Source organism: Nocardiopsis sp. SBT366 (assembly GCF_001083815.1).
Classification (GTDB): Bacteria; Actinomycetota; Actinomycetes; order Streptosporangiales; family Streptosporangiaceae; genus Nocardiopsis; species Nocardiopsis prasina.
On sequence record NZ_LAVM01000087.1, the window covers coordinates 1 to 22,925 of the forward strand.

A 22,925-nucleotide genomic window follows, 5' to 3' on the forward strand; every position below is an offset into this window, starting at 1 on the left:
CCCCGACCAGCTCCCCGGGTCTGCCGGGAAACCCCTGCTCGTGGCGTCGGGACTACGCAAGTCCTTCGGTCTCACCAGGGCCCTGGAGGACGCCTCCCTGAGCCTGTACCCGGGTGAGATCGTGGCGATCATGGGCCCCTCCGGCTCCGGGAAGTCCACCCTCCTGCACTGCCTGGCCGGCGTGGTGCGCCCGGATGAAGGGGGGATCGAGTACGACGGGCGGGACCTGGCGAACACCTCGGACACCCGGCTCAGCTCCCTGCGCCGCTCCGAGTTCGGCTTCCTCTTCCAGTTCGGCCAGCTCGTCCCCGAACTCTCCTGCCTGGAGAACGTCGCCCTCCCCCTGAGGCTGGGCGGCAGCTCGCGACGCCGGGCCGAACGTACGGCCGCGCAGTGGCTGGACCGACTGGACGTGGGCGAGCTGGCGCGCAGGACCCCCGGCGAGTGCTCGGGCGGTGAGGGACAACGGGTCGCGGTGGCCCGGGCCCTCATCACCGGCCCACGCGTGGTGTTCGCCGACGAACCCACCGGCGCCCTCGACTCCCTGAACGGGGAACGGGTGATCCGCATGCTCACCGACGCCGCCCGGGAGAGCGGGGCGGCCGTCGTCGTGGTGACCCACGAACCCCGGGTGGCCGCCTACGCGGACCGCGAGGTCGTGTGCCGGGACGGCCGCACCCGGGACGTCGGAGGGCTGGGATGAGCCCGCGTGAGCGCTCCCCCCGCGGGAGCGACACGGAGAGGGACCGCCCCTCCATCCTCGGAGACCTCTCGCTGGGTGCGCAACTGTCCCTGCGCGGCGGCCGGGAGGTGGTCCTGCGGACCGTGCTGACGGCGATCGGGGTCGGCGTGGCCACCGCCGCCCTCCTCCTCGCCGCGTCCCTGCCGACCATCCTGGACAACCTGGCCCAACGGCACGCTGACCGCATGGACTACCAGGTGGCCCTTTACCCGGAACCCCCCGCTGGCGACGACACCCTGCTGGTCGGCCTCGCGGACACCCAGTACGACGGGCGGGACATCCACGGGCGGGTGGTGCGCGCCGAGGGGTCCAACCCCCCGCTCCCGCCGGGGTCGGCCGAGATCCCCGGCCACGGCGAGATCGTGCTCTCCCCCGCTCTGGCCGACCTCCTCGGCGATCCCGAGGCGAAGGCCCTCCTCCAGGGGTTCGACCACCACACCGTCGTCGGGGAGATCGGACCCGAGGGCCTCATGGGCCCTGGCGAGCTGGCCTTCTACCTCGGCAGCGCGGACCTCTCCCTGGAGAACGCCGGCATCCGCGTCACCGAGTACGGCGGCGAACCCCGTGCCGTCCTGGAGGGACCGGTCATCCTGCTGATCGGCGTGGTGGGCGTGGTCGTCATGCTCACCCCGGTCGTGGTGTTCCTGGGCGCGGCCGTGCGCTTCGGTGGCGAGCAGCGGGACCGCCGCCTGGCCGCGCTGCGGCTCATGGGCGCCGACCGGCGGGCCACCCGGCGCATCGCGGCCGGTGAGACCCTGCCCGGGGTCGCGCTAGGCCTGGCTCTGGGAACGGGGATCTTCTTCCTGGGGCGCCCGATCGTGGAGTCGGTCTCGGTGTCCTCGGGACTCTTCACCGCCGACGTGACACCCCAGCCCCTGCTCGCGTTCCTGGTCCTGGTCGGGGTCCCGATGCTCTCCCTGTGGGTGGTACTCGGTTCCATGAAGGGTGTGGTGGTCGATCCGCTCGGCACGGTGCGCCGCGCCGAACGGCCGAGCCCCAGGCTGTGGTGGCGTCTGCTGCTGCTCGTGCTCGGGGTCGTCCTCATCGTCCTGAGCATGGACTTCGAGATGACCAGGCGTCTCGGCCTGACCGGGGCCGCGTGGCTGCCCCTGGTGTCGATCGGGCTCCTGGCCGTCCTGTTCGGCACGACCGCCGCACTGCCCTGGTTGGTGGAACGTGTCTTCGGACGCGCCTCGGGCGGCCCCCTCTCCCTCCAGCTGGCCCTGCGCCGTCTCGGGGCGGCGGGCGGCGGCCCCACGCGCGCGGTCAGCGGGATCATCGTGACCGTCGCGGGCGCCATCGCGTTGCAGAGCCTGTTCGCGAACGCCTGGGCGGAGTCGACGGTGGTGCGGGCGGAGACCCGCACGCAGGCGTACGCGGAGGACGAGTTCGGGGGGTCCGGGTTCCAGATCCAGGCGGACCTGATGATGCCTCCGGCCGACAACGACCCCGTCGCCGCTGTGTCGGAGGTCCCCGGGGTGGAGGAGGCCGTGGCCTTCAGTACGGTGTGGGGCGTCGCCGACAGCGGTGCCGACGTCGTCGTGCACGTCGCCGACTGCGCCGCTCTGCGGCAGATGGCCGACCTGCCGGAGTGCTCCCCCGGGGACGCCTTCAGCGGGGTGCCGGGGTTGGCGGCCGGTGACACGGTCACGGTCCGACCCAAAGACGAGAGGGCCGAGAGCGCGTGGACGGTGCCCAGGCTCACCGAGTTCGAGGGACCGCTGGTCGAACACCCCTGGCACACCTGGGGGCACACGGCACGGGACGTCGTCCTCGCCACCCCCGAGGCCGCCGTGCTGCCAGGGGAGATCGCGACACGGAGTTCGGTCTGGATCCGAGTCGACCCGTCCGTCCCCGAGATGGAGGATGAGCTCAGGTTCGCGGTCGTGGCTCTGGATCCGACGTCACGTGTGGACTTCCCCATGCTCAGCGCCACCTACTCAGCCATGATCAACATGCGTGACGCGCTCATCGCTGGCGCCCTGGCCTCTCTGGCGGTCATCGCCGCCGGACTGGTGGTGGGCACGGTCGAGCAGGTCCGCGAACGCAGGAGGGTGCACGCGGTCCTCACCGCCTTCGGCACGCGGCGGAGCACGCTGGTGGCCTCGGTCCTGTGGCAGACCACGCTGCCCGTGCTCCTGGGCGTCGCCCTGGCTGCGACGGTCGGGACCGCGCTCGGCCTCCTGGTGCAACGGGTGGCGGGGATCCCCCTGGCCTTCACCCCGATCGACACCCTGGTCATCGTGGGCGCGGGCGTGGGGGTGGCGTTCCTGACCACCCTGTTGGCGATCCCCGCTCTGCTGCGCACGATGCGCCCGGAGGGGCTGCGCTCCGAGTGAGGGACGCGGTGGGTCCGCCCGCGACGGCGGACCCACCGTCCGACCCGGACCCACCGTCCGACCCGGACCCACCGTCCGACCCGGACCCACCGTCCGACCCGGGCCCACCGTCCGACCCGGGCCCGGCGTCCGGCTCGGGCCCGGCGTCCGGCTCGGGCCCGGCGGGGGCGCACCGGACCGCCCTGGCTAGGCTGGGGCGATGTCACAGACCGGGGAGCCCGAGAGCGGGCCAGCACCGGACACCGCACCGCTGAGTGGCGCCGCCTGGCCCGGCGAGCTGCGCCCCTACCAGAGCGAGGCGCTCGCGGAGGTGGACCGGCGCTGGTCGGACGGGGCCCGAAGAACCTGGATCGTGCTCCCTCCCGGCTCCGGCAAGACCCTCGTCGGTCTGGAGGCCGCCCGCCGTCTGGGCCGCCGGACCGTGGTCCTGGTCCCCAACACCGCCATCCAGGGGCAGTGGATCCGGCACTGGGAGGGGTTCGACCGGCCCGAGGGCCGCACCGCCGGAAGCGACCGGGGCCTCGGGCACGCCGTCAACGTGCTCACCTACCAGTCGTTGGCCGTCTTCGACCCGGACGCCGAGACCGACGAGGAGGGGCGTTCGGCCACCCCGGTCCGCGACCGACTGCACGCCAACGGGCGGGCCCTGGTGGACGCCCTGCACGGCGCCGGTCCGCTCACGCTCCTGCTGGACGAGTGCCACCACCTCCTCCAGGTGTGGGGGCGCCTGCTCGCCGAGATCCTCGACGAACTCCCCGACGCCCACGTGATCGGGCTGACCGGGACCCCCGCCGCGAGCCTCACCGCGACGGAGAAGGACCTGGTCGACCGGCTCTTCGGCCCTCCCGTGACCGGGGCGTCCATCCCCGCGCTGGTCCGGGACGGGTACCTGGCCCCGTTCGCCGAACTCGTGCACGTCACCGAACCCACGCTGACCGAGCACGAGTACCTGGCCGGGCAGGCGGCGAGGTTCGACGAGATGTGCACGGACCTGCTCGCCCCCGGGTTCGCCACCACCGACTTCCTGCCCTGGCTGGACGCGCGCTTCGTCTCCCGGGACGCCCGGGAGGGCGGCCGTGTGGACTGGGGAGCCCTGGCCGTGCGGGAACCGGAGCTCACCGACGCCGTGCTGCGCCTGCACCACCGGGGCCTGGTCGCGCTGCCCGAGGGCGCGAGGGTGCGTGAACGCCACCGGCACCCGCCGCAGGCCGAGGACTGGACGGCGCTGATCGGCGACTACGCCCGGCACTGCCTGGACCCGTCCTCCGCGAGGGACCGGGAGGCGCGTGACCGGGTCCGCGCCGCCCTGCCCTCCGTGGGCTACCACCTCACACGCAACGGTGTCCGTCGCGGCGCCTCACCGGTGGACCGGGTCCTGGCCCGGAGCGCCGCGAAGTCCCTGGCCACGGTGGAGATCCTCGCTGCGGAGAAGGACGCCGTGGGCCCACGGCTGCGCGCGCTGGTCCTGTGCGACCACGAACGCGCCTCCGCCCGCTCCCCCGCCGCGCTCCGGGGCGTGCTCTCCGACGACGCGGGGTCGGCCTGGCTCCAGGTCAGCCAGCTCGCCGCCGATCCGCGCACCCGCGGCCTGGACCCGGTCCTGGTCACCGGCCGCACCGTGGCGACCGGGCCGGGCACGAGCGCCGCGTTCCTGGAGTTCGCCCGGTCCGAACTGCCCGGGGTGGACCTGACCCTGCGCGAGACCGACGGCCTGCACACGGTGGAGGGGGCGTGGACCTCCCGCACGTGGGTGGGCGTGGTGACGCGTTTCCTGGAGTCCGGTGGCTGCCAGGTGCTGGTGGGTACGCGCGCACTGCTCGGTGAGGGGTGGGACGCGCGAGGAGTGAACACCGTGGTGGACCTGACCACCGCCACCACCCCCACGGCGGTCGTTCAGAGCCGGGGACGGGCGCTGCGCCTCGACCCGGCGTGGCCGGAGAAGGTGGCGCACACCTGGACGGTGGTGTGCGTGAGCCACGGGCACCCGCGCGGCGCCGCCGACTGGAACAGGTTCGTGCGCAAGCACGAGGGTTACCTGGGAGTGGGCGCCGACGGCGGGGTGATGAGCGGGGTGGCGCACGTGGACCCGGAACTGTCCCCGTACGACCCGCCCGAGGACCCGCTGCGGATCAACCGCCGGATGCTCGGACGCGCGGCCGATCGCGAGGGAACCCGGGCCCGGTGGCGGCTGGGTACGGGTTACGCGGACGTGCTGCTGCCCACGCTCCGGGTGTACGAGGGGCGGACGATGCCGGTGGAGGTTCCGGAGGCGGGCATGGACCTGGCGCTTCCCGGGCCGCCCGAGGTGCTGGTGGGGGATCAGGGGATCCATCCGGAGCCGGTCGACACACCGCCCGCCCGGCACCTGGCACCCACCCTCGTCACGGGCGCGATCGCCGCGCTCTGCCTGGTGTTCGCTCCCCTCGGGCTCGGGCTGCTCGCGGTGGCCGCCGGGTTCGGTCTGGCGGCCCTGGTCCACTGGTGGCGCGACTCCCTCCGGGTCAGCCGGGAGACCCTGCGCAGACAGCGGGAGGCCGCTCGCGTGCGCTCGTTGGCCCGCGCACCGGTGGGGACCTCGCGGTACGCGTGCGCGGTGGCCGACGCGCTGCACTGGGCGGGCCGCTCGGACACCGGCGCCGAGGGGGTCCGCGTCCACGTGGACACCGACGGGGTGTACCGGTTCACCCTCGCCGACCCGGGTTCGGCGGAGCTGTTCGCCGAGTCACTCGACGAGACCCTGGGCCCGCTGGTGGGCGACCTGCGCTATCTGGTCCCCCGGCACGTCCTCACCGCCCAGGAGGGGGACGGGACCGGTGAGGGTTCCGGGGTGACGCCGACGGACACGACCGTGCCGGTCTTCCACGCGGTGCCCTCCGCCCTGGGCCGTAACCGGAAGGGCGCGCTCGCGTTCGAGCGGGCGTGGCGTCGGTGGGTGTCCCGGGGCTCGGTGGTGCACACCCGCTCCGAGGAGGGGCGGGCCCTGCTCGCCGCCCACTTCGGCGGCTCCCCCCTGGAGGTGACCACGGCCCGCCGTCTCGCCTGGGAGTGAGACGGGCGGCGCTGCGGAGCGGGGCCGGGTGGAGCAGGGGCCGGTCGAGCCTGCCGAACCCACGGACTTCACCGGCTCCATCCACAGGGCACCGGCGGCTCGGGCGGGGCAGGGGGTCCGACCTTCGTCAGCCCCGATGACTCACCGGTCCCGGGCGTGCCGGGGCTCGTCGTGGCCACCGAGGTCTCCGGCAGCACCAGCTGTTCCGGATCGACGAAGGCTCGGACGGGGCAGGGGGCAGGGTGCCGGTCGAGCCTGCCGAACCCGCGGACTTCATCGGCTTCATCCACAGGGCACCGGCGGTTCGGCCCGGAGTCCGCCGCCGGGAAGTCCACAGGTGACGCCGCCGGGTCGGTGCGTGAAGTGTCCGCCCCGACGGCGTTCTCAGTGTTCGGCGCCCATCAGGTGCAGCAGCGAGTGCACCGTGGTGTCGACGAGCGTGTAGCGCACCGTGCGCCCGTCCCGTTCGTCCTGGACCCAGCCCTGGAGGCGGAGGGTCCTCAGGGCCTGGGACGCGGCGACGTCGGTGATCCCGGCCGTCGCGGCGAGCTCCCCGACCGAGGCCTTCGCCGGGCCCGCCTGGTGCATCGCGGCCAGCAGGCGCAGGCGGGTCGGATCGCCGAGCAGACGGAAGCGGTCCGCCCAGGCTCCGATGTCGATGTGGTGCTCCGAAGAGGCATCGCTGTGGGAGGTCATCGGGTCCATTATCCCCGATCGGGCCCCAGAGGGTGGCCGTCGTCTCCGGCCTCGCGGGGCGGTCGGGGCGCCGCCTCCGGTTCAGGGGGCCTGGTCGGACACTCGGCCGAGGGGAACGATCGATACCTTATCATCTGATCAGATGGTCAACCTTTCGCCATCGAAAGAACACGACTCCCACAAGGAAGCACTGAATGAACGGAACCGTCCCGACACGCGCCCTCCTCGCGACCGCCCTCGCCCCGACCCTCCTGCTGACCGCCTGCACCGGCTCCACCGAGGCCGACGCCACGGGAACCCCGACCCGTATAGTCCTCGCCGACGCCCAGCCCCTCGGTGAGTTCGACCCGGTGAACGGCTACGGCGAACTCGGCGCCTCCCCGATCTTCGAGGGCCTCCTGCGCCCCGAGTCCTCCGGCGACGACGCACTTCCCGAACTGGTCCCCGCCCTCGCCGCCTCCGCTCCCGAACCCAACGAGGACAACACCGTCTGGGACGTGGAGCTGCGCACCGACGTCACCTTCTCCGACGGCTCCGCCCTCGACGCGGACGACGTGGTGGCCACCTACTCCGCCGTGCTGGACCCCGACACCGCGTCGGAGGTCGCCGGTTCCTACTCGATGATCGAGTCGGTCACCGCAGTCGACGACCACACCGTGCGCTTCACCCTCAACTACCCCTACTACGCCATGCCCGCGCGGCTGACCCTCGGCATCACCCCGTCCGAGGAGATCACCCCGGGCCCGGCCGCCGACTCCGAGCGCAACCGCGCACCGGTGGGCACCGGCCCCTACGTGCTGTCCGACCTCAGCGCCGACCAGGCCGTGTTCGAGGCCAACCCCGAGTACCACGGCACCGCGCCCGAGGTCACCGAGCTGGTCATCCTCTCCGTCCCCGACGACAACACCCGGGCCCAGCGCATGCGGGCGGGCAACATCGACGGCACCGTGCTCCCCCCGGTGACCGCCGAGACCTTCGCGGACGTCGACGGCTCCGAGGTCCTGCCCGTGCGCACCGCCGAGTGGCGCGGCCTCTCCCTCCCCTCGGACCACCCCTTCACCGCCGACCCGGACGCCCGGCTCGCGATGAACCTCGGGGTGGACCGCGACGGGATCGTGGAGAACGTGCTCGCCGGTCACGGGCACCCCGCGCACACCCCGGTCCCGGACGTCTACGGTGAGGCGCACGACCCGGAGGCCGTCTTCGCGTACGACCCCGACGCCGCCGCCGAACTCCTGGACGAGGCCGGTTGGGCAGAGGGCCCGGACGGCGTCCGTGTCCGTGACGGCGACCGCGCCGAGTTCACCCTGTACTACCTGACCTCGGACCACCTGCGCCGCGACCTCGCCACGGCCTTCGCCGCCGAGATGGAGCCGCTGGGGATCGAGGTCGACATCCAGGGAGCCTCCTGGGACGAGATGGGCGAGAACTCCACCGAGGCCGGCATCCTGCTCGGCGGCGGCGACAAGCCCTACGACCTGGACACCCAGGTGTACGCCACCCTGCACACGCGCGAGGCCGACACCCCCACCTACGAGAACCCGGGCGACTTCGCCATCCCGGGCGTCGACGAGGACCTGGAGGAGGCCCGCCGGACCCTGGACCCCGACGAGCGCGTCGAGGCCTACCACCGGGTCCAGCAGGCCTACGTCGAGAACCCCACGTACGTGTTCATGGCGTTCGTCGACCACACCTACGTCGCCGCCGAGGACGACTGGGACCGCGGCCCGCTCGTGCTCGAACCCCACGCCCACGGGGTCTCCTGGGGTCCGTGGTGGAACCTCGCCGAGTGGCGTCGATGAGTTCCTCCCCCGTCCGCCGGATCCGGTCGCACCGGACCCGGTGGCGGGACCGCCGCCGCGAGCTGGCGGGGCTGGTGGCGCGCCGCGTCGCCATCGGGCTCCCGATGCTCGTGGGACTGAGCGCGCTGGTCTTCCTGCTCGCCGCGCGCTCCCCGTTCAACCCGCTCGCCGCCTACCTGGGCGCGGGCTACCAGCGGACCACCGAGGAGCAGCGGGAGTCCCTCAGCACCGCGCTGGGGTTCGACGTCCCCTGGTGGCGGGCCTGGTGGTCCTGGGCCACCGACCTGCTCCAAGGGGACCTCGGCTGGTCCCGGGGGTACGCGATGCCGGTCTCCGAGGTGTTCGCCGAGCGGCTCCCGTGGACCCTGCTGCTCTCCGGCACCGCCCTGGTGGTGGCCGTGCTGTCGGCCCTGGTGTGGGGCACGGTCGCCGGGCTCCACCCAGGGTCGTGGCCGGACCGGATCGTCACGCGCGTCGGCGTCCTGGTCCAGGCGGTCCCCCCGTTCGTCCTCGCCCTGGGCTCCGTCACCGTGTTCGCGGTGATCCTGCGCTGGGCCCCGGTGGCGGGGGCCGCCGCCCCAGGCGAGGCCCCCACGTTCGGCGGGGTGGTGGCCCACCTGGTGCTGCCCGCCTGCACCCTCGCCCTGACCCAGATCCCGTGGCTGCTGCTGGCGGTGCGCACCGCCGTGGCGCGCGCCCGGGGGTCGGAGCCGGTCCGTGCCGCCCGGGCGCGTGGTGTGTCCCCGGTCAGGGTTGTCACCGGGCACGTGCTGCCGGTCTCGCTCGCCCCCCTCGTGACGATCGTGGGGGCGCGATTGCCCGAACTCGTCGTGGGCGCGGTGCTGGTGGAGGAGATCTTCGCCTGGCCGGGGATCGCCGCGGCCCTGGTCGCCTCGGCGCAGTCGCTCGACTTCCCGCTACTGGCCGCCCTCACCCTGGCCACCACCGCCGTGGTGCTGCTCGGATCGCTGCTGGCCGACTCCACCTACCTGTTCCTGGACCCGAGGGTGAGCGCCGATGTCTGAGCCCGACCCCGGAATGAGCGCGACGGCCACCCGGCCGCGTCGACGCCCCACCGTCCGGTTCCTGCCCGCCGCGACCCTGACCGCCCTCGTCGGCTACGCCGTCCTCGTCCCCTGGTGGGCCGGGACCCAGACGGCCGACTTCGCCCAGGCCCTGCTGCCACCCGGCCCGGGGCAGTGGTTCGGCACCGACCACTCCGGCTACGACCTGTTCGTTCGCTCCGCCGAGGGGCTGCGGGTGTCGCTCCTGGTGGCGCTGGTGTGCGCCGTGGTGGCCACGGTGCTGGGGGTGGCGGTCGGAGCGGTCGCCGCCACCGCGGGCGGGCGGGTCGACCGGTTGCTCATGCGCACCACCGACGGGGTGAACGCGCTGCCCCACCTGTTGATCGGCGTCGTCATCGTCGCCCTCTACCCCGGATCACTGCCCGCGATCATCGCGTCGATCGCACTCACCCACTGGCCGCAGATCGCCCGCGTCGTGCGCGCCGAGATGCTCTCGGTGCGCTCCTCGGACTACGTCGAGACCGCCTACCTGTGGGGCGCCTCCCGGGGACAGGTGCTGTACCGGCACCTGCTGCCCGCCGCGCTCCCGCAGGCCACGGTGGGTCTGGTGATGCTGGTTCCGCACGCCGTCTGGCACGAGTCCACGCTCAGCTTCCTGGGCCTTGGCCTCTCACCCGACGAGGCCAGCCTGGGCACCCTGCTGGAGGTCGCGCGCGGCGACGTGTTCACCGGGGCCTGGTGGACGCTGGCCGCCCCGGCCGGTGTGCTCGTGGCCACCACGCTGTCGGTGGCCGGACTGAGCCGGGCGCTGGACGGCGGACGTCCCGGTCGGCGGCGCGGACGCGGTTCGGTCCCGCCACAGGTCACCGTGCCCCCGGACGGCGGGGGGCCGGACGACGGGGACCCGGGCGGCACCGCCCCTCCCCTGGTCCGGGTACGGTCCCTGACCCTGCGACTGCCGACCGACGACGGCCGCTGGGTGCACGCCGCCACGGAGGTCGACCTCGACCTGCGCGCGGGCGAACTGACCGCCCTGGTCGGGGAGTCCGGTTCCGGAAAGTCCACGCTGGCCTCGACCCTGTGTGGTCTCTCACCTGCGGGGACCCGCGCCTCCGGGAGCGTGCTGATCGACGGCCGGGAGATGCTCGGCGCCGACGAACCCGCCTGGCGTGCGCTCCGAGGGCGCACGATCGGGTGGGCCGCCCAGTCCGGGGCCGGAACCTTCACCCCGGTGCGGCGGGTGGGACCGCAGATCGCCGAGGTGATCTCCGCGCTGGGCACCGAGGAGTCGGTCCCCGGACTCCTGGAGCGGGTCGGTCTGGAGGCCGACGCGGCGGAACTGCTCCCGCACGAGCTGTCCGGGGGTATGGCGGTGCGGGCGGTGACGGCCGCCGCGCTCGCCGGCCGACCCCGGGTGCTGCTGGCAGACGAGCCCACCGCGGGGCTGGACCCGGAACTGGCCGCGCAGGTCCTGCACCTGCTGCGACGCGTGGCCGACTCCGGCACGGCCGTCCTGGTCATCACCCACGACCTCCAGGCACTGGAGACGACGGAGGTGGCCGACCACGTGGCGGTGATGTACGCGGGGCGGATCGTGGAACAGGGCCCCGCCCTGCGGGTGCTGTCCGAACCCGAACACCCCTACGGCAGGGCCCTGATGGCGGCGCTGCCCGCGCACGGGCTGCACCCGCTGCCGGGGCTGCCACCGGAGCTGACCGACCTGCCCGCCGACCACACCTTCGCCGACCGGACGGGAGAGACCGATGTCGTTGGTGGCTGACCGCGTCACCTGCCGCTACGGGGGCCGGGTGGTCCTGCGGGGAGCGAGCCTGGCCGTCGCTCCGGGCCGCGTCCTGGGGCTGACCGGCCCCTCCGGCAGTGGCAAGTCGTCCCTGGCCCGGATCCTCACCGGCCTGCGCCCACCCGATGAGGGAACGGTGCTGGTCGACGACCGGTCACTGTCCACCCGGCGGGGTCGGATGGACGGTCGGCTGGGTCTGCTGCACCAGTCGCCCGGAGCGGCCACGGACCCGAGGATGCCGCTGCGGCGGATCATCGCGGAACCGTTCTCCGCGCGGGGCCGGTCCGGTCCGCGCGGCGTGGAGGCGGCCGACAGCGCCGCCGACCTGGCGCGCCGGGTGGGCCTGACCCCGGACCTGCTCGACCGGTACCCCGACCAGGTCTCGGCCGGTCAGCTGCAACGGGCCTGCGTGGCGCGGGCGCTGGCCGCCGCCCCGGCCTACCTGGTCTGCGACGAGCCCACCGCCATGCTCGACGCCGCCTCCACCGCGACCATCGCGCACCTGCTGTCCGAGCTCGCCGCCGAGGGTGTCGGCGTGCTCGCGATCAGCCACGACCACGCGCTGCTGGACGCCTGGGCCCACGAGGTGGTGGACATCGGGGAGCTGGCTGGCTGACCCCGAGGAGGGTCGTCCGGCCAGTGGTCCGACAGCCGACCGTCCGCTTCTGTCGAACGGCTGGCCAGGTGGACGGGTGGGGGAAGGGACCCGGCTGGCTGAACGGCGAGGGATCGGGTTGACCGACCGACACCACGCCCCCTGCGGCCGAACGCGACGAAGGGCCGCGGAGCGTGCTCCCCGGCCCTTCGCGGTCCGTGCGGTTCGTGGTCGGTGCGGCTCTCAGGCGAACACGTCCGCCGATCCGGCCGCGCCCTCGTACCCGACCGGATCGGCGAACCCCGCACGCCACCGCGCCCAGGTGTCGGCGACCTGCGCGTCCGCCTCGTGGGCGTGCTCGGCCACCGCCCGTGCCAGCGCGCCGGGCCCGTGCAGCAGGGTCTCCCGCACACCCACCGATCGCTCCGGACGGGCACCGAACAGGAAGGTCGAGCTCTGCACCCGGTTGCCGCCCATGACCCCCGGGGCCGCGGACAGCAGCGGATCACGCAGGTCCAGATCCTCCACCAGGAGCGGACGCCCGTCCACGTCGGCCCGGGTGACCGAACGCAGCGGCCCCCCTGAGGCCTCGTAGCTGCGGCCCAGCACCAGGGTCTCGTGCACCAGCGCCCGACCGGAGCCGGACAACCGCACCCGCGTGTGCCGGGTGATGTCCGCCCCCGAGCTCACCACGAACGGGGCGCCGCGCCACACCAGGCACGCGCCGTCGGCCACGTTCAGGTCGGCCCGCCAGCTCGCCGCCCCTCCCCGGGCGTCGTAGGCGACCATCCCGGACGGCTCCACCAGCTCCAGCCACACGCCGGGGCCGACGGTGATCTCCATCCGCAGGTCGTCCCCGGCGAGCAGCAACGCGTAGGTCCCCAGCAGAGCCACCCGCGCGGTGTCACCCCGAACGCCCAGGGGTTGGGCCCGCAGGTACGTTCCGCCGGACAGGTCGGTCAGGCGCACCCGCCCGCCGACCCGCTCGACGGTCACGCGGGCCGCGACGGTCTCACTCATCCGTGCTCGTGGCCGTCCCCGTCACCCTCGTGGGTGTGGGAGGTGCCGTCGGCGTGGGTGTGCGGGGCCATCGGGCCCGGGTCGCGCGGCACGTGGCTACCGGCGCGGTAGTCGGCCAGCACCTGGTGCACCCACCCGGCGAGGGCCTTGATGGAGACGTCGTCGTGCTGGCTCAGGGCCAGCACCGGGAGACCGCCACGGGAGCTGGAGGCGTCGGCCACCATCTGCTCCGCGTCCACGCCCACGTGCGGGGCGAGGTCGGTCTTGTTCACCACGAGCAGGTCGGCGCGCTCGATGCCGGGGCCGCCCTTGCGGGCCACGTCGCCGCCACCGGCCACGTCCAGGACGAAGATCTGCGCGTCGGCCAGGGCGGGGCTGAACGTGGCGGTGAGGTTGTCACCGCCGCTCTCCACCACGACCAGGTCCAGCGGGGCGAACTCCGCCTCCAGGTCCTCCACCGCCAACAGGTTGGGAGTGACGTCGTCACGGATGGCCGTGTGCGGGCAGGCACCGGTCTCCACCGCGTGGATGCGCTCGATCGGCAGGACCCCGGCCGCGCGGAGCAGGCGGGCGTCCTCGTCGGTGTAGATGTCGTTGGTGACCACGGCCATGCTCAGCTCGTCGGCGAGCTCACGGCACAGGGTCGCGATCAGCGTGCTCTTGCCGGTTCCGACCGGACCGGCCACGCCCAGGCGCATGGCGCGCCGGGTGCCGGTGCTGGAGCCTGCGGCCGCGTTTGCTTCGGTCTGCTCAGGCAACGAAGATCCTCCTGGTCTTGAGTTGGTGTTCGAGGGACCACCCCTCGATCTGGGGTGCGGTACGGGCCGGGAGGTCGTCGGGCCCCCGGACCGCGAGCGCCTCCGCGACGGACGCGGAGATCACCCCCTCGGCTCCGAGCACCCACCCGGCCGCTTCAACCGGGTCAACAGGTGCGAGCTTGAGCGCGGCGGAGGCCACGGTCTGGGCGTCGTCGTACAGACTCACCCGCGCGACCTCGGCCTCGTCCGACCCCATGACGGCGGCCACCACCCCGAGGGCGATCGGCCGCTGCGGGGCCCGGCCCAGCGTGCGCAGCGCCTTCACCGCCGGGTGCTCCGGCCACAGGCGGTCGGCGAGGCGGACCAGCCCCCGGCCGAGCAGCCCCGAGATGTCCCGGAGCGGCTCGCTCGGCGAGCGGGCCAGCAGCGCCTCGTGCACGTCGGCGAGGGCCCCGGCGTCCACGCCGACCCCCTCGGGCCCGTCCGTGGTGGGGCCGGGAGCGGCGGCGCCCCCGACCGCCCGGTGGGCCAGGACCGAGGCCGCCGCCTCCACCAGCCCGACCGTGCGGGTGCGGGCCGCGATGTAGTCGGCGATGCGGTCCGAGGGCATGCCGTCGAGAAGGGCCGGTTCGAGCCCGGCGGAGTAGGTGTGGCCACCCACCGGCAGCCGGGCGTCGGCCAGCAGCAGTGTGCCCAGTCCAGTACTCACACGGCGGCCTAGAACATCGAGTACCGCTGCGCGAGCGGCACCACGTCCACGGGCTGCGGCTTCACGAACTCACCGTTGATACTGATCGCGAACGTCTCCGGGTCCACGTCGATCTTCGGCAGCGCGTTGTTGTTCGGCATGTCCGCCTTGGTGACGTCGCGCGTGGGCCGCACGCCCACCAGCCTGCGCTGGAGCCCCAGCCGCTCGGCCAGCCCGTCATCGATCGCCATCGGGGACACGAAGCTCACCGCGAGGTCGGCCGCCGACGTGGGCTGCGCGGCCAGGGTCGGGCGCAGCAGCACCGGCTGCGGCAGGGGGACGGCGCCGTTGGGGTCGCCCAGCGGAGCGGCGACGATGGCACCGGCCTTGATCACCGCGGAGGGCCGGATGCCGAAGAACGCGGGGTCCCACAGCACCAGGTCGGCCATCTTCCCGGGCTCGACGGACCCGATCACGTGGTCGACGCCGTGGGCCACCGCGGGGCAGATGGTGTACTTCGCGACGTACCGGCGGGCACGGGCGTTGTCGGCGGGCAGCTCCGAGGAGAGGCGCCCGTACCTGTTCTTCATCACGTGCGCCACCTGCCACGTGCGGCAGATCAGCTCACCGATCCGACCCATCGCCTGGGCGTCCGTGGAGGTGATCGCGATCGCGCCCATGTCGAGCAGGACGTCCTCGGCCGCCATCGTGGAGGCGCGGATGCGCGAGTCGGCGAAGGCCAGGTCCTCCTGGACACGCGGGTTCAGGTGGTGCACCACCATCAGCATGTCCATGTGCTCGGCCACGGTGTTCACCGTGAACGGCAGGGTCGGGTTGGTGGAGGCGGGCAGGACGTTCGACTCACCGGCGGTGATGATGATGTCCGGCGCGTGGCCGCCGCCCGCGCCCTCGGAGTGGAACACGTGGATGCCGCGACCGGCGATCGCCTCCAACGTGCGCTGGACGTAACCGGTCTCGTTGAGCGAGTCCGCGTGCAGCGCCACCTGGAGACCGAACTCGTCGGCGCCACGCAGGGCGGCGTCGATCGCGGCCGGGGTCGCGCCCCAGTCCTCGTGGACCTTGTAGCCGCCCGCCCCGGCCAGCGCGTCCTCGCGCAGTGCCTCCACGGAGACGGTGCTGCCCTTGCTGAACAGCAGGACGTTGAGCGGGAACTTGTCCAGGGCGCGGTGCATCATCCGCAGCGCGTGCGCGCCCGGAGTGACCGTGGTGGCCTTGGAGCCCTCCGTGGGGCCGGTGCCGCCGCCGATCACCGTGGTCGTACCGGTGGTCAGCGCCTCGTGCATCTCGATCTCGCTGAGGAAGTGCACGTGGGTGTCGATCGCCCCGGCCGTGAGGATCTTGCCCTCACCGGCGATGACGTCCGTGCCGGGGCCGATCAGCAGGTCCGGGTGCACGCCGTCCATGACGTCCGGGTTCCCGGCCTTGCCGATGGCCACGATGTCGCCGTCGCGGATACCGACGTCGCCCCGGACGATCCCCCAGTGGTCCATGACGACCACGTTGGTGATCACCAGGTCGAGGGCGCCTTCGGAGCGCAGGGTCATGCCCTGGCCCATCGACTCGCGGATGCTCTTGCCGCCGCCGAAGACGACCTCGTCACCGCCGACGGTGCGGTCCTCCTCGACCTCGATCCACAGATCGGTGTCGCCCAGGCGGATCTGGTCCCCGACCGTGGGTCCGTACAGCTGCGCGTACTCACGGTGGTCGATGCGGCTCACGGCTGCTGCTCCTCAGTGTCCTCTGTCGCGTCCGGGTCACCAGGCAGGACCTCGGTGGGCACCACCTCGGCCGGGTCACCGTCGTGCGCGTCGAGCTCACCGACGCGCATCGTCGCACCGGAGGCGCGCTCCGGTTCGGGGACCTCGACACCGGGGGTGCCGAACGGGATCACCGGCCGCGGCACGCGGTCATCGGTCTTGGGCTCCTTGCTCAGGTCCTGGATCTGAAGGCCCGGGACGTACCGTCGGCCGCCGAGGGCGACCAGTTCGACGGTGCGGCTCACGCCGGGTTCCAGGCGGATCGAGGTGCCTGCGGGGACGTCCAACCGGAACCCCTGGCACGCCTCGCGGTCGAAGCGCAGCGCGGGGTTGGCGTCCGGGAAGTGCAGGTGGGAGCCGATCTGGATGGGTCGGTCCCCGGCGTTGACGACCACGAGGGACAGCCGTTCGCGGTCGGCGTTCAGGTCCAGGGGGGCGGAGCGGGTACGGATCTCACCGGGAATCGTGGGGTCGTTCCGGGGACGGGTCAGCTCCGGGGACGGGTCGCCTCCGGGGTCGGGCCGGGTCCGTGACTGGATCGGCTCCGTGATCGTGACGAGCTTGCGTCCGTCGGGGAAGGTGGCCTCGACCTGGACGTTCGGGATCATCTCGGAGACCCCGTCCATGACCTCCTCACGGGAGAGCACGGTGCGCCCCTCGTTCATCAGGTCGGCCACCCTGGCACCTTCACGGGCCCGCTCGATCACCCAGCAGGACAGCAGCGCTACCGATTCCGGTTGGTTGAGCTTGACACCCCGGTCCCGCCGGTCTCGGGCGATCATGCCCGCGACGGCCAGGAGAAGCTTCTCGGTATCGGAGGGAAGTAGATGCATGAACCACCTCTCAACGATTCGTTATGGGTTTGGTAGCAACACCAACCCACCTAGGTTTTAGCACGTGAGAGCCGTGTGGCAAGTCCATACAGGCTTCCGGGCAGCCTCGGCGCACCCACCCGGAGCCCCCGGAAGCACTGTCGGACAAGGGCAAACACACCCGAACCATGTGCGACAAACACTGGTACATTTTTTGGTGAGACGCCCCCTCCGCCCCGCTCTCACGGAGTGATCGAGCCGCCTCCCGAGGACACACGCGTTCGTGGTTTTTCCGGAGGCGCCGACGGGGTCGTTCGTCATCCCCTCAGCCGGTCACCGCGATCGTCGACCCTTCGCCACGTTCGCCGTCCGGGTCGTCTTCCCGAAGGTGACAGCACCGGCTCGGGGGTGGCCGGGACTCGCGGCCGGTCGCGGGGACTCCTGGTTCGTGGAGGTCTCGGTTCTGGCAGGACGCCCCCGCCCAAGGGGGCCCACGCAAGCGGGCTTGCGACCTACCCGACGGGGCCGCTGCCCTCGGGCCCTTCGGCCGCTCAAGCCGAAGATCAGCTCGTCGACCCCTCCGGCACGGGCTCGGGCTCGAGCCGTCGCCCCGAACCCGGACTCGCTCGGAGGGAGTCGGGCGCGGCGGGTTCCTCTCCCCAGGACCGGGTGTCAGCGTGCGGGCGGGTTCCTCGTCCCGGGGTCGGGATCAGCGTGCGGGCGGGGCCGCGGCGGGCGGCCTCAGGCCAGCGACGAGGGTGTCCACGAAGACGTCGCGGTCCTCCGGCGCCCCCAGGCGGATGGCGTGTTCGATCCCGCAGACCAGGCGCTCCACCTGGGCCGTCGTCAGGTCCCCGCGGATCGCGCCGCTCCCCTTCGCCCTGTCGAGCAGATCGGTGAGCTCACCGAAGATCGAGGCCTTGAGCGCCGCCACCTCCTCGCTCACGTCGTCGTTGGCGAGCAGGACCGCCTGGAGGCCGCCCGCCTCCAGGTGCAGGTCGACCACGGCGCCCAAGGCCACGTCGAACCCGCGACCCGGGTCCGGGTCGGCGCAGGCCCGCGCGGTGAGCGCCCGCAGGCGGCCCAGGGTCTCCACGGTGAGTTCCTCGACGAGCGCGTGGGACGTGGGGAAGTGGCGGTAGACGGTCCCGACCCCCACCCCCGCCTCACGGGCGATCTCGTTGAGGCGCAGGTCCTTGGGGTCGCTCCGCCGCGCGACCTCCAGGATGCGCTCGCGGCTACGGGCGGCGTCTGCGCGCAGTGCGTTCATGGGGACATCCTAGCCGAAGCGGATAACTCATCCGATTGCTGTTACAGTAAGCGGATAAGTCATCCGATTGATGGGAGAGGCGCCATGGACTGGGACCCCGAAGTGCTGCCCGAACAGCGCGAACGCACACTGGTGGTGACCGGGGCGACCGCGGGCATCGGCTACTTCGCGGCCGAACGGCTCGCCGCAACAGGCGCGCACGTCGTGCTCGCGGGGCGTTCGGCCGAGCGTCTGGGCACCGCCGAGGCCGCGATCCGCACACAGGTGCCGGACGCGAGTCTGAGCTCGTTGCTCCTGGACCTCGCGTCGCCCGAGTCGACGTCCGGGGCCGTCTCGGAGCTCGCGGAGTACGAACGCCTCGACGGGCTGCTGCTGAACGGCGGCTCCATGTCGCTGCGCGCCGCCGACCGGACCCCTGACGGCCTGTCGATGCTCCTGGCAACCCACGTGCGAGCGAACGTGGGTTTGGTGGCGGGGACGCTCCCGCTCATGGAACGAACCGCGCGTGAGCACGGCGCGACCGCGAGGATCGTGCACACCTCGACGTCGTTCGTGGACCTGCTGCGCAAGGGGGTCCGGGACGTGCGGCACGGTTCCCGCGTCGGCGTCCTCGCCTACACCCGGAGCAAGGCGGTCACGGAGATGTTCGCCTACGAACTCGACCGTCGGCTGAGGGCGGCGGGTACGCCGGTGGCCTCGCTGGTCTCGCGCCCGGGGGTCGGTGTGGACGCCCGGACACCGCGCCGCCCGGGGATCCGGGACGAGACGATCCCCATCCAGCGCAACCCCTACACGTTGTGGGCCCAGGGCAAGGACGCCGCGGCCTGGTCCGCCCTGCGCGCCCTCACCGATCCCCGGGCCCAGGGAGGCGACCTCTACTCCCCGAGCGGTGGGGTCAAGGGGCCCCCGGCCCGCCTGACCCCGAACCCACTGACCCAGTCACCCCCTCCGGAGGCGCTGGAGTCGGTGTGGAAACAGCTGGAGGCCCTGGCCGGGGTCCAGCTGCCGACCACCGGTGACCGCGCCCCGGCCTGAGCCGCGACCGGGTGCGCCGTCGTCGTTCGGGACGGTTGGTCGTCGTTCGGGACGGTTACTCGTCGTCGTCCTCGTGGTGGTCCAGGTTGGCGGTGCCGCGGCGCCAGTAGCCGTCGACCTCGCAGGTCTCGTTGCGGACGAACCCGCGCTCCTTGAGGAGCCTGCGGATGGGCTTGAGGGTGCCCGCCTCACCCGCCGCGTAGACGAAGCCGTCGCCCTCGGGCAGCTCCAGGGCCTCGAAGGCCCTCAACAGCAGGTCCGTGCTGCCGGGCTCGGCGTCGCCCCGGTGCAGCCAGGTGATCTCGGCGTCCTTGGGGGTCCGGACCAGCTGCTCCTCGTCGGCGTCGGCGACCTCGAAGAAGGCGCGGACCGTGGCGTCCTCGGGGAGTTCCTCCACGTAGCGGGCGGCCGCGGGCAGGGCGGTCTCGTCGACGAGGAGGACGTGGTAGTCGAACTCACCGGTGATGTGGGCGGTGCCGCGCGGGCCCAGGACGCCGAGCCGGTCGCCCTTCACCGCGTTGGTGGCCCAGCGCCCGGCGGGGCCGTGGTCGTGGGCGACGAAGTCGATGGTCAGGCGCCGCGCGTCGTGGTCGAGATGGCGCACCGTGTAGTCGCGGAAGACCACTCCCTCCGCCCGGAAGTTCAGGCAGCGGTCGTCCTCGACGACCGGGAGCACGTGGTCGCCGGCCTCGTTGGGGAACCAGAGCTTGACGTGGTCGGCGAAGCCGTCGCTCTGGAGCCCCTCGAAGTCGGGACCCTCCAGGTGCACGCGGATCATCCGGGGGGTCACCCGCTCGATCTCCGCCACCTCGAGCACGCGGCTCTTGAGGGGGTACATCTCGATGCGGCGTTCGTGGGTCACTGCTTCTCCTGCTGCGGTTCGGGGTTGCTGTTCGGACTGGTTGCGGGGGCGGGGGCGATCTCGGGTTCTCGGAGGACCTGTGCGGTGCGCAGCCCGGCGAAGGCCACCGCGAGCGCCCCGACGCTGACGACGGTGAGCGCTCCCCCGGCCATCATGGCGCCCGCCGCTCCGATGACGGGGGCCAGCCCTCCAAGGGTGAGCGCGCCCGCCGAACTCCCCACGGTGGACTGCGCCGTCCACACCGAGTTCACGCGGCCACGCAGGCGGTCCGGGGTGTGGGACTGGAGCAGCGCGTACCGCAGGATCTCCTCCACGACCTGCCCGAAGCCGAGGAAGACCAGGAACGCGAAGGCGACCGGCGCCCAGGTGCTCGCCCCGAGCCCCAGGACGGCCAGCCCGCAGAGGGCGACGGCGACGAGCAGGAGCGCGCCGGTGCGTCGGGCGCGTCCGGCCCAGCCACTGGTCAGCGATCCGATGAGCGCGCCGATCGCGGGCGCTGTGTACAGGAGGCCGACCAGGGTGGGGCCGCCGCCGAGGACCTTGTCGGTGAACTCGTTGATGAGCACCTGGGGCGCGGCGAAGAGCATCTGGGCCAGGCCCAGCAGCAGCAGGGGCCCGACGACGCGGTGCCGCACCGCGAACCCCGCGCCCTCCCGCAGGGCGGTCAGTACCGGCTGGGTACGGCTCTCCTCCGGGGGGTCCAGGCGGGGCAGGCGCCAGACGAGCACGGTGGTGAAGAGCGAGAGCAGCGCGGTGACGACGTAGTTCCCGCCCATCCCCAGCGCCGCGATGATCACTCCGCCGAGCGCGGGCGCCAGGACGGAACCGAGTTCGCCGTTGAGGGCGAGCAGGGCCCCGGCGGCGGGGAGCCGGTCGCGCGGGACGAACCCGGGGGCGGCCGCCTGGAGGGCGACGGCGCTGAAGGAGCCGAGGAAGCCGTTGAAGGCGGCGACCGCGTAGATCACCCAGAGCCAGGGTTCGGCGGGCACGAGGGTGTTGACGGCCAGGGCACCGAAGCCGATGACGGCCGAGGCGCGGCCGATCACGATGAGGCGCCGCCGGTCACTGCGGTCGGCGAGCATGCCGCCGACGAGGGTGCCCGCGAGGACGCTCACCGCGGAGGTGGTGTGGACGGTGGCGACGAGCAGTGAGGACCCGGTGAGCTCGTAGACCTGCATGGGCAGGGCCACCGCCGCGAACCCCAGCCCGAAGATGGAGACGAGCCGGGCGACGAAGACGATCCTGAACTCACGGCTCAGGCGCAGTGGGCTGATGTCGACCATCAGCTGGGAGAGCTTCACGGGGTCCTTCACGGGTGGGGCGGGCGGTGGCCCGCTCTCGCGGTCTGCCGGTGCTCGGTCGCGGTGGGCCCCGGCCCACCGGTTCCGTCAGGCGAGCGCCTCACGCAGGCTGCGGGGGCGCAGGTCGGTCCAGTGCGCGTTGACGTAGCCGAGCGCCTCGTCCCGGGAGACGGGGCCGTGGACGGGGGTCCACCCCTCGGGGACACGGGCGAACCCGGGCCACAGCGAGTACTGCTCCTCGGCGTTGACGAGAACGAGGAAGGTGCCTTCGGTGTCGTCGAAGGGGTTGGTCATGGTCGCTCCTTCGTTGGGGTCGCGTGTGACACGGGCCTGCGGCTAGAGGGTCTCCAGGACCTGTTCGATCTGGTCGAGGACGTCGTTGCCCTGGGCCCAGGTGCGCGCGGCGCTGTACCGCAGCGGGTGGACCTGGTCGTTCTCCACGGCGGTGAGGGGTTGCCAGAGGTCCTGCTGGAGCAGGTCGGCGGTGAAGGGGTCGGGCTCGTGGGCGACGTCGGTCTCGTAGAAGACGACGTCGGCGTCCTGGAGCTTGTCGATGTTCTCGTAGGACTGCCAGGCGGCGAAGTCGGTCCCGGCCTCCTCGGTGACGGAGGCCGCCTCGGCGCCGAGTTCGTCGAGGATGAAGGCGCCCCAGGCGTTGGTGTTGATGACGGCGAACTCGTTGTCGACCCCGAAGACCACCGCGAAGGTGTGGTCCTCGAGCTGGTCGGCGTGGGTCTGGCTGATCTCGGTGACGCGTTCCTCGTAGCGCTCGCGCTCCTCCTGGGCGCGTTCGCCGTCGCCGACGACCTCCGCGAGCCGGAGGCTCATGTCGCGGAGTTCGTGCCCGGCGCCCTCGAAGTCGAACAGGACGGTGGGCGCGATCTCGGAGAGGGTCGCGAAGTGTTCCTCGTAGTCCTCGTGGCTCTGCTCGCGGACGCCGCCGATGATGAGGTCGGGTTCGGCGGAGGCGATGGCCTCGATGTTGAGTTCGAGGCTGGAGGCCTGGACGACCGTGGCCTCCTCCAGGACGGCGAGTTCCTCGGGGGTGTGGAGTCCGGGGTTGGGCTCGATCACGCCGACGGGGTCGATCCCGGCCTCGACGAGGATCTCGTTGCCGAACTCCAGGGCGACGATCCGCTCGGGGTTCTCGGGGACCTCGACAGTGCCGTAGTCGGTCTCGACCTGGACGGTCGCCCCGTCCGCGTCGGTGCCGTCGGCCGTGTCCGAGGTGTCGCCGCAGGCGGTGAGGGCCAGTGCCAGGGCGAGGCCGCAGGCGATGGGGGCACCTCCCCTGAGGTGGGTCGTCAGCTGTTTCACGGTTTCGCTTTCGTGGGAGTGGGGTGGGGCGGTGG

Annotated in this window: 19 protein-coding genes; 8 read left to right on the forward strand and 11 right to left on the reverse strand. The window is 72.9% G+C overall.

Annotated features, from left to right (window positions below; translation table 11 throughout):
- Positions 1-34 precede the first annotated feature (34 nt).
- The 3 genes from ADX84_RS21295 to ADX84_RS21305 all read left to right on the forward strand — a co-directional run bounded on the left by ADX84_RS21295 (position 35) and on the right by ADX84_RS21305 (position 6,130).
- Positions 35-703: an ABC transporter ATP-binding protein gene (locus ADX84_RS21295; RefSeq protein ID WP_082206681.1), complete on the forward strand. Its 669-nt coding sequence runs from the start codon at positions 35-37 to the stop codon at positions 701-703.
- Positions 700-3,081, forward strand: a complete 2,382-nt coding sequence (locus ADX84_RS21300; RefSeq protein WP_049578332.1) for an ABC transporter permease — start codon at positions 700-702, stop codon at positions 3,079-3,081. The genes ADX84_RS21295 and ADX84_RS21300 overlap by 4 nt, the downstream gene beginning before the upstream one ends.
- 199 nt (positions 3,082-3,280) lie before the next feature.
- Positions 3,281-6,130 carry a DEAD/DEAH box helicase family protein gene (locus tag ADX84_RS21305; protein WP_049578335.1) on the forward strand — a complete coding sequence of 950 codons (2,850 nt, stop codon included), beginning with the start codon at positions 3,281-3,283 and terminating at the stop codon, positions 6,128-6,130.
- A 384-nt stretch (positions 6,131-6,514) separates the two neighbouring features.
- Here ADX84_RS21305 and ADX84_RS21310 read toward each other — a convergent pair whose 3' ends face one another.
- Complete coding sequence (locus tag ADX84_RS21310) at positions 6,515-6,826, reverse strand: metalloregulator ArsR/SmtB family transcription factor (RefSeq protein ID WP_234004125.1); 312 nt, start codon at positions 6,824-6,826, stop codon at positions 6,515-6,517.
- A 194-nt stretch (positions 6,827-7,020) separates the two neighbouring features.
- On the opposite strand from ADX84_RS21310, the gene ADX84_RS21315 reads away from it, so the two are divergent.
- The 4 genes from ADX84_RS21315 to ADX84_RS21330 are packed head-to-tail and all read left to right on the forward strand — an operon-like array spanning position 7,021 to position 12,070.
- Positions 7,021-8,628, forward strand: a complete 1,608-nt coding sequence (locus tag ADX84_RS21315; RefSeq protein ID WP_049578340.1) for an ABC transporter substrate-binding protein — start codon at positions 7,021-7,023, stop codon at positions 8,626-8,628.
- Positions 8,625-9,653 (forward strand): ABC transporter permease, encoded by a 1,029-nt coding sequence (locus ADX84_RS21320; protein WP_234004126.1) that lies wholly within the window; start codon positions 8,625-8,627, stop codon positions 9,651-9,653. The genes ADX84_RS21315 and ADX84_RS21320 overlap by 4 nt, the downstream gene beginning before the upstream one ends.
- On the forward strand, positions 9,646-11,433 hold the full coding sequence (locus ADX84_RS21325) for a dipeptide/oligopeptide/nickel ABC transporter permease/ATP-binding protein (protein ID WP_234004128.1): 1,788 nt from the start codon (positions 9,646-9,648) through the stop codon (positions 11,431-11,433). The genes ADX84_RS21320 and ADX84_RS21325 overlap by 8 nt, the downstream gene beginning before the upstream one ends.
- Positions 11,417-12,070 (forward strand): ABC transporter ATP-binding protein, encoded by a 654-nt coding sequence (locus ADX84_RS21330; protein WP_049578347.1) that lies wholly within the window; start codon positions 11,417-11,419, stop codon positions 12,068-12,070. The genes ADX84_RS21325 and ADX84_RS21330 overlap by 17 nt, the downstream gene beginning before the upstream one ends.
- 222 nt (positions 12,071-12,292) lie before the next feature.
- Here ADX84_RS21330 and ADX84_RS21335 read toward each other — a convergent pair whose 3' ends face one another.
- The 6 genes from ADX84_RS21335 to ADX84_RS21365 all read right to left on the reverse strand — a co-directional run bounded on the left by ADX84_RS21335 (position 12,293) and on the right by ADX84_RS21365 (position 18,375).
- Positions 12,293-13,069 carry an urease accessory protein UreD gene (locus tag ADX84_RS21335; protein ID WP_049578349.1) on the reverse strand — a complete coding sequence of 259 codons (777 nt, stop codon included), beginning with the start codon at positions 13,067-13,069 and terminating at the stop codon, positions 12,293-12,295.
- On the reverse strand, positions 13,066-13,767 hold the full coding sequence (gene ureG / locus ADX84_RS21340; RefSeq protein WP_049578365.1) for an urease accessory protein UreG: 702 nt from the start codon (positions 13,765-13,767) through the stop codon (positions 13,066-13,068). Before ureG ends, ADX84_RS21335 begins: the two co-directional genes overlap by 4 nt.
- A 52-nt stretch (positions 13,768-13,819) precedes the next feature.
- The gene (locus ADX84_RS21345; protein WP_049578352.1) at positions 13,820-14,536 is read right to left on the reverse strand and encodes an urease accessory protein UreF; all 717 of its coding nucleotides are present in this window, start codon (positions 14,534-14,536) and stop codon (positions 13,820-13,822) included.
- Positions 14,537-14,544: 8 nt separating this feature from the next.
- Positions 14,545-16,254 carry an urease subunit alpha gene (locus ADX84_RS21350; protein ID WP_049578355.1) on the reverse strand — a complete coding sequence of 570 codons (1,710 nt, stop codon included), beginning with the start codon at positions 16,252-16,254 and terminating at the stop codon, positions 14,545-14,547.
- Positions 16,251-17,126 (reverse strand): urease subunit gamma, encoded by an 876-nt coding sequence (locus ADX84_RS25770; protein WP_082206679.1) that lies wholly within the window; start codon positions 17,124-17,126, stop codon positions 16,251-16,253. The genes ADX84_RS21350 and ADX84_RS25770 overlap by 4 nt, the downstream gene beginning before the upstream one ends.
- Before the next feature lie 688 nt (positions 17,127-17,814).
- A complete protein-coding gene (locus ADX84_RS21365; protein WP_049578357.1) occupies positions 17,815-18,375 on the reverse strand; it encodes a TetR/AcrR family transcriptional regulator in 561 nt (186 codons plus the stop codon).
- An 84-nt stretch (positions 18,376-18,459) separates the two neighbouring features.
- Here ADX84_RS21365 and ADX84_RS21370 point away from each other — a divergent pair, with 84 nt between their 5' ends.
- Positions 18,460-19,410 carry an SDR family NAD(P)-dependent oxidoreductase gene (locus tag ADX84_RS21370; RefSeq protein ID WP_049578360.1) on the forward strand — a complete coding sequence of 317 codons (951 nt, stop codon included), beginning with the start codon at positions 18,460-18,462 and terminating at the stop codon, positions 19,408-19,410.
- 55 nt (positions 19,411-19,465) lie between these two features.
- On the opposite strand, the gene ADX84_RS21375 is transcribed toward ADX84_RS21370, so the two are convergent.
- From ADX84_RS21375 to ADX84_RS21390, 4 genes are all read right to left on the reverse strand, one after another.
- Positions 19,466-20,272 (reverse strand): siderophore-interacting protein, encoded by an 807-nt coding sequence (locus ADX84_RS21375; protein ID WP_082206680.1) that lies wholly within the window; start codon positions 20,270-20,272, stop codon positions 19,466-19,468.
- Complete coding sequence (entS, locus tag ADX84_RS21380) at positions 20,269-21,555, reverse strand: enterobactin transporter EntS (protein WP_049578375.1); 1,287 nt, start codon at positions 21,553-21,555, stop codon at positions 20,269-20,271. Before entS ends, ADX84_RS21375 begins: the two co-directional genes overlap by 4 nt.
- Before the next feature lie 105 nt (positions 21,556-21,660).
- On the reverse strand, positions 21,661-21,867 hold the full coding sequence (locus ADX84_RS21385; protein ID WP_049578362.1) for an MbtH family protein: 207 nt from the start codon (positions 21,865-21,867) through the stop codon (positions 21,661-21,663).
- Positions 21,868-21,909: 42 nt separating this feature from the next.
- A complete protein-coding gene (locus ADX84_RS21390) occupies positions 21,910-22,890 on the reverse strand; it encodes an ABC transporter substrate-binding protein (RefSeq protein ID WP_234004129.1) in 981 nt (326 codons plus the stop codon).
- Positions 22,891-22,925: the final 35 nt, after the last annotated feature.

Excerpts from the sequence above, each read along its gene's own strand:
- ADX84_RS21325 (WP_234004128.1), top strand. The coding sequence starts at position 9,646 with ATGTCTGAGCCCGACCCCGGAATGAGCGCGACGGCCACCCGGCCGCGT.
- ADX84_RS21370 (WP_049578360.1), top strand. The coding sequence starts at position 18,460 with ATGGACTGGGACCCCGAAGTGCTGCCCGAACAGCGCGAACGCACACTG.
- ureG (WP_049578365.1), bottom strand. The coding sequence starts at position 13,767 with ATGCGCCTGGGCGTGGCCGGTCCGGTCGGAACCGGCAAGAGCACGCTG.
- ADX84_RS21315 (WP_049578340.1), top strand. The coding sequence starts at position 7,021 with ATGAACGGAACCGTCCCGACACGCGCCCTCCTCGCGACCGCCCTCGCC.
- ADX84_RS21320 (WP_234004126.1), top strand. The coding sequence starts at position 8,625 with ATGAGTTCCTCCCCCGTCCGCCGGATCCGGTCGCACCGGACCCGGTGG.
- ADX84_RS21385 (WP_049578362.1), bottom strand. The coding sequence starts at position 21,867 with ATGACCAACCCCTTCGACGACACCGAAGGCACCTTCCTCGTTCTCGTC.
- ADX84_RS21310 (WP_234004125.1), bottom strand. The coding sequence starts at position 6,826 with ATGACCTCCCACAGCGATGCCTCTTCGGAGCACCACATCGACATCGGA.
- ADX84_RS21300 (WP_049578332.1), top strand. The coding sequence starts at position 700 with ATGAGCCCGCGTGAGCGCTCCCCCCGCGGGAGCGACACGGAGAGGGAC.
- entS (WP_049578375.1), bottom strand. The coding sequence starts at position 21,555 with ATGGTCGACATCAGCCCACTGCGCCTGAGCCGTGAGTTCAGGATCGTC.
- ADX84_RS21330 (WP_049578347.1), top strand. The coding sequence starts at position 11,417 with ATGTCGTTGGTGGCTGACCGCGTCACCTGCCGCTACGGGGGCCGGGTG.
- ADX84_RS21335 (WP_049578349.1), bottom strand. The coding sequence starts at position 13,069 with ATGAGTGAGACCGTCGCGGCCCGCGTGACCGTCGAGCGGGTCGGCGGG.
- ADX84_RS21305 (WP_049578335.1), top strand. The coding sequence starts at position 3,281 with ATGTCACAGACCGGGGAGCCCGAGAGCGGGCCAGCACCGGACACCGCA.
- ADX84_RS25770 (WP_082206679.1), bottom strand. The coding sequence starts at position 17,126 with ATGCATCTACTTCCCTCCGATACCGAGAAGCTTCTCCTGGCCGTCGCG.
- ADX84_RS21365 (WP_049578357.1), bottom strand. The coding sequence starts at position 18,375 with ATGAACGCACTGCGCGCAGACGCCGCCCGTAGCCGCGAGCGCATCCTG.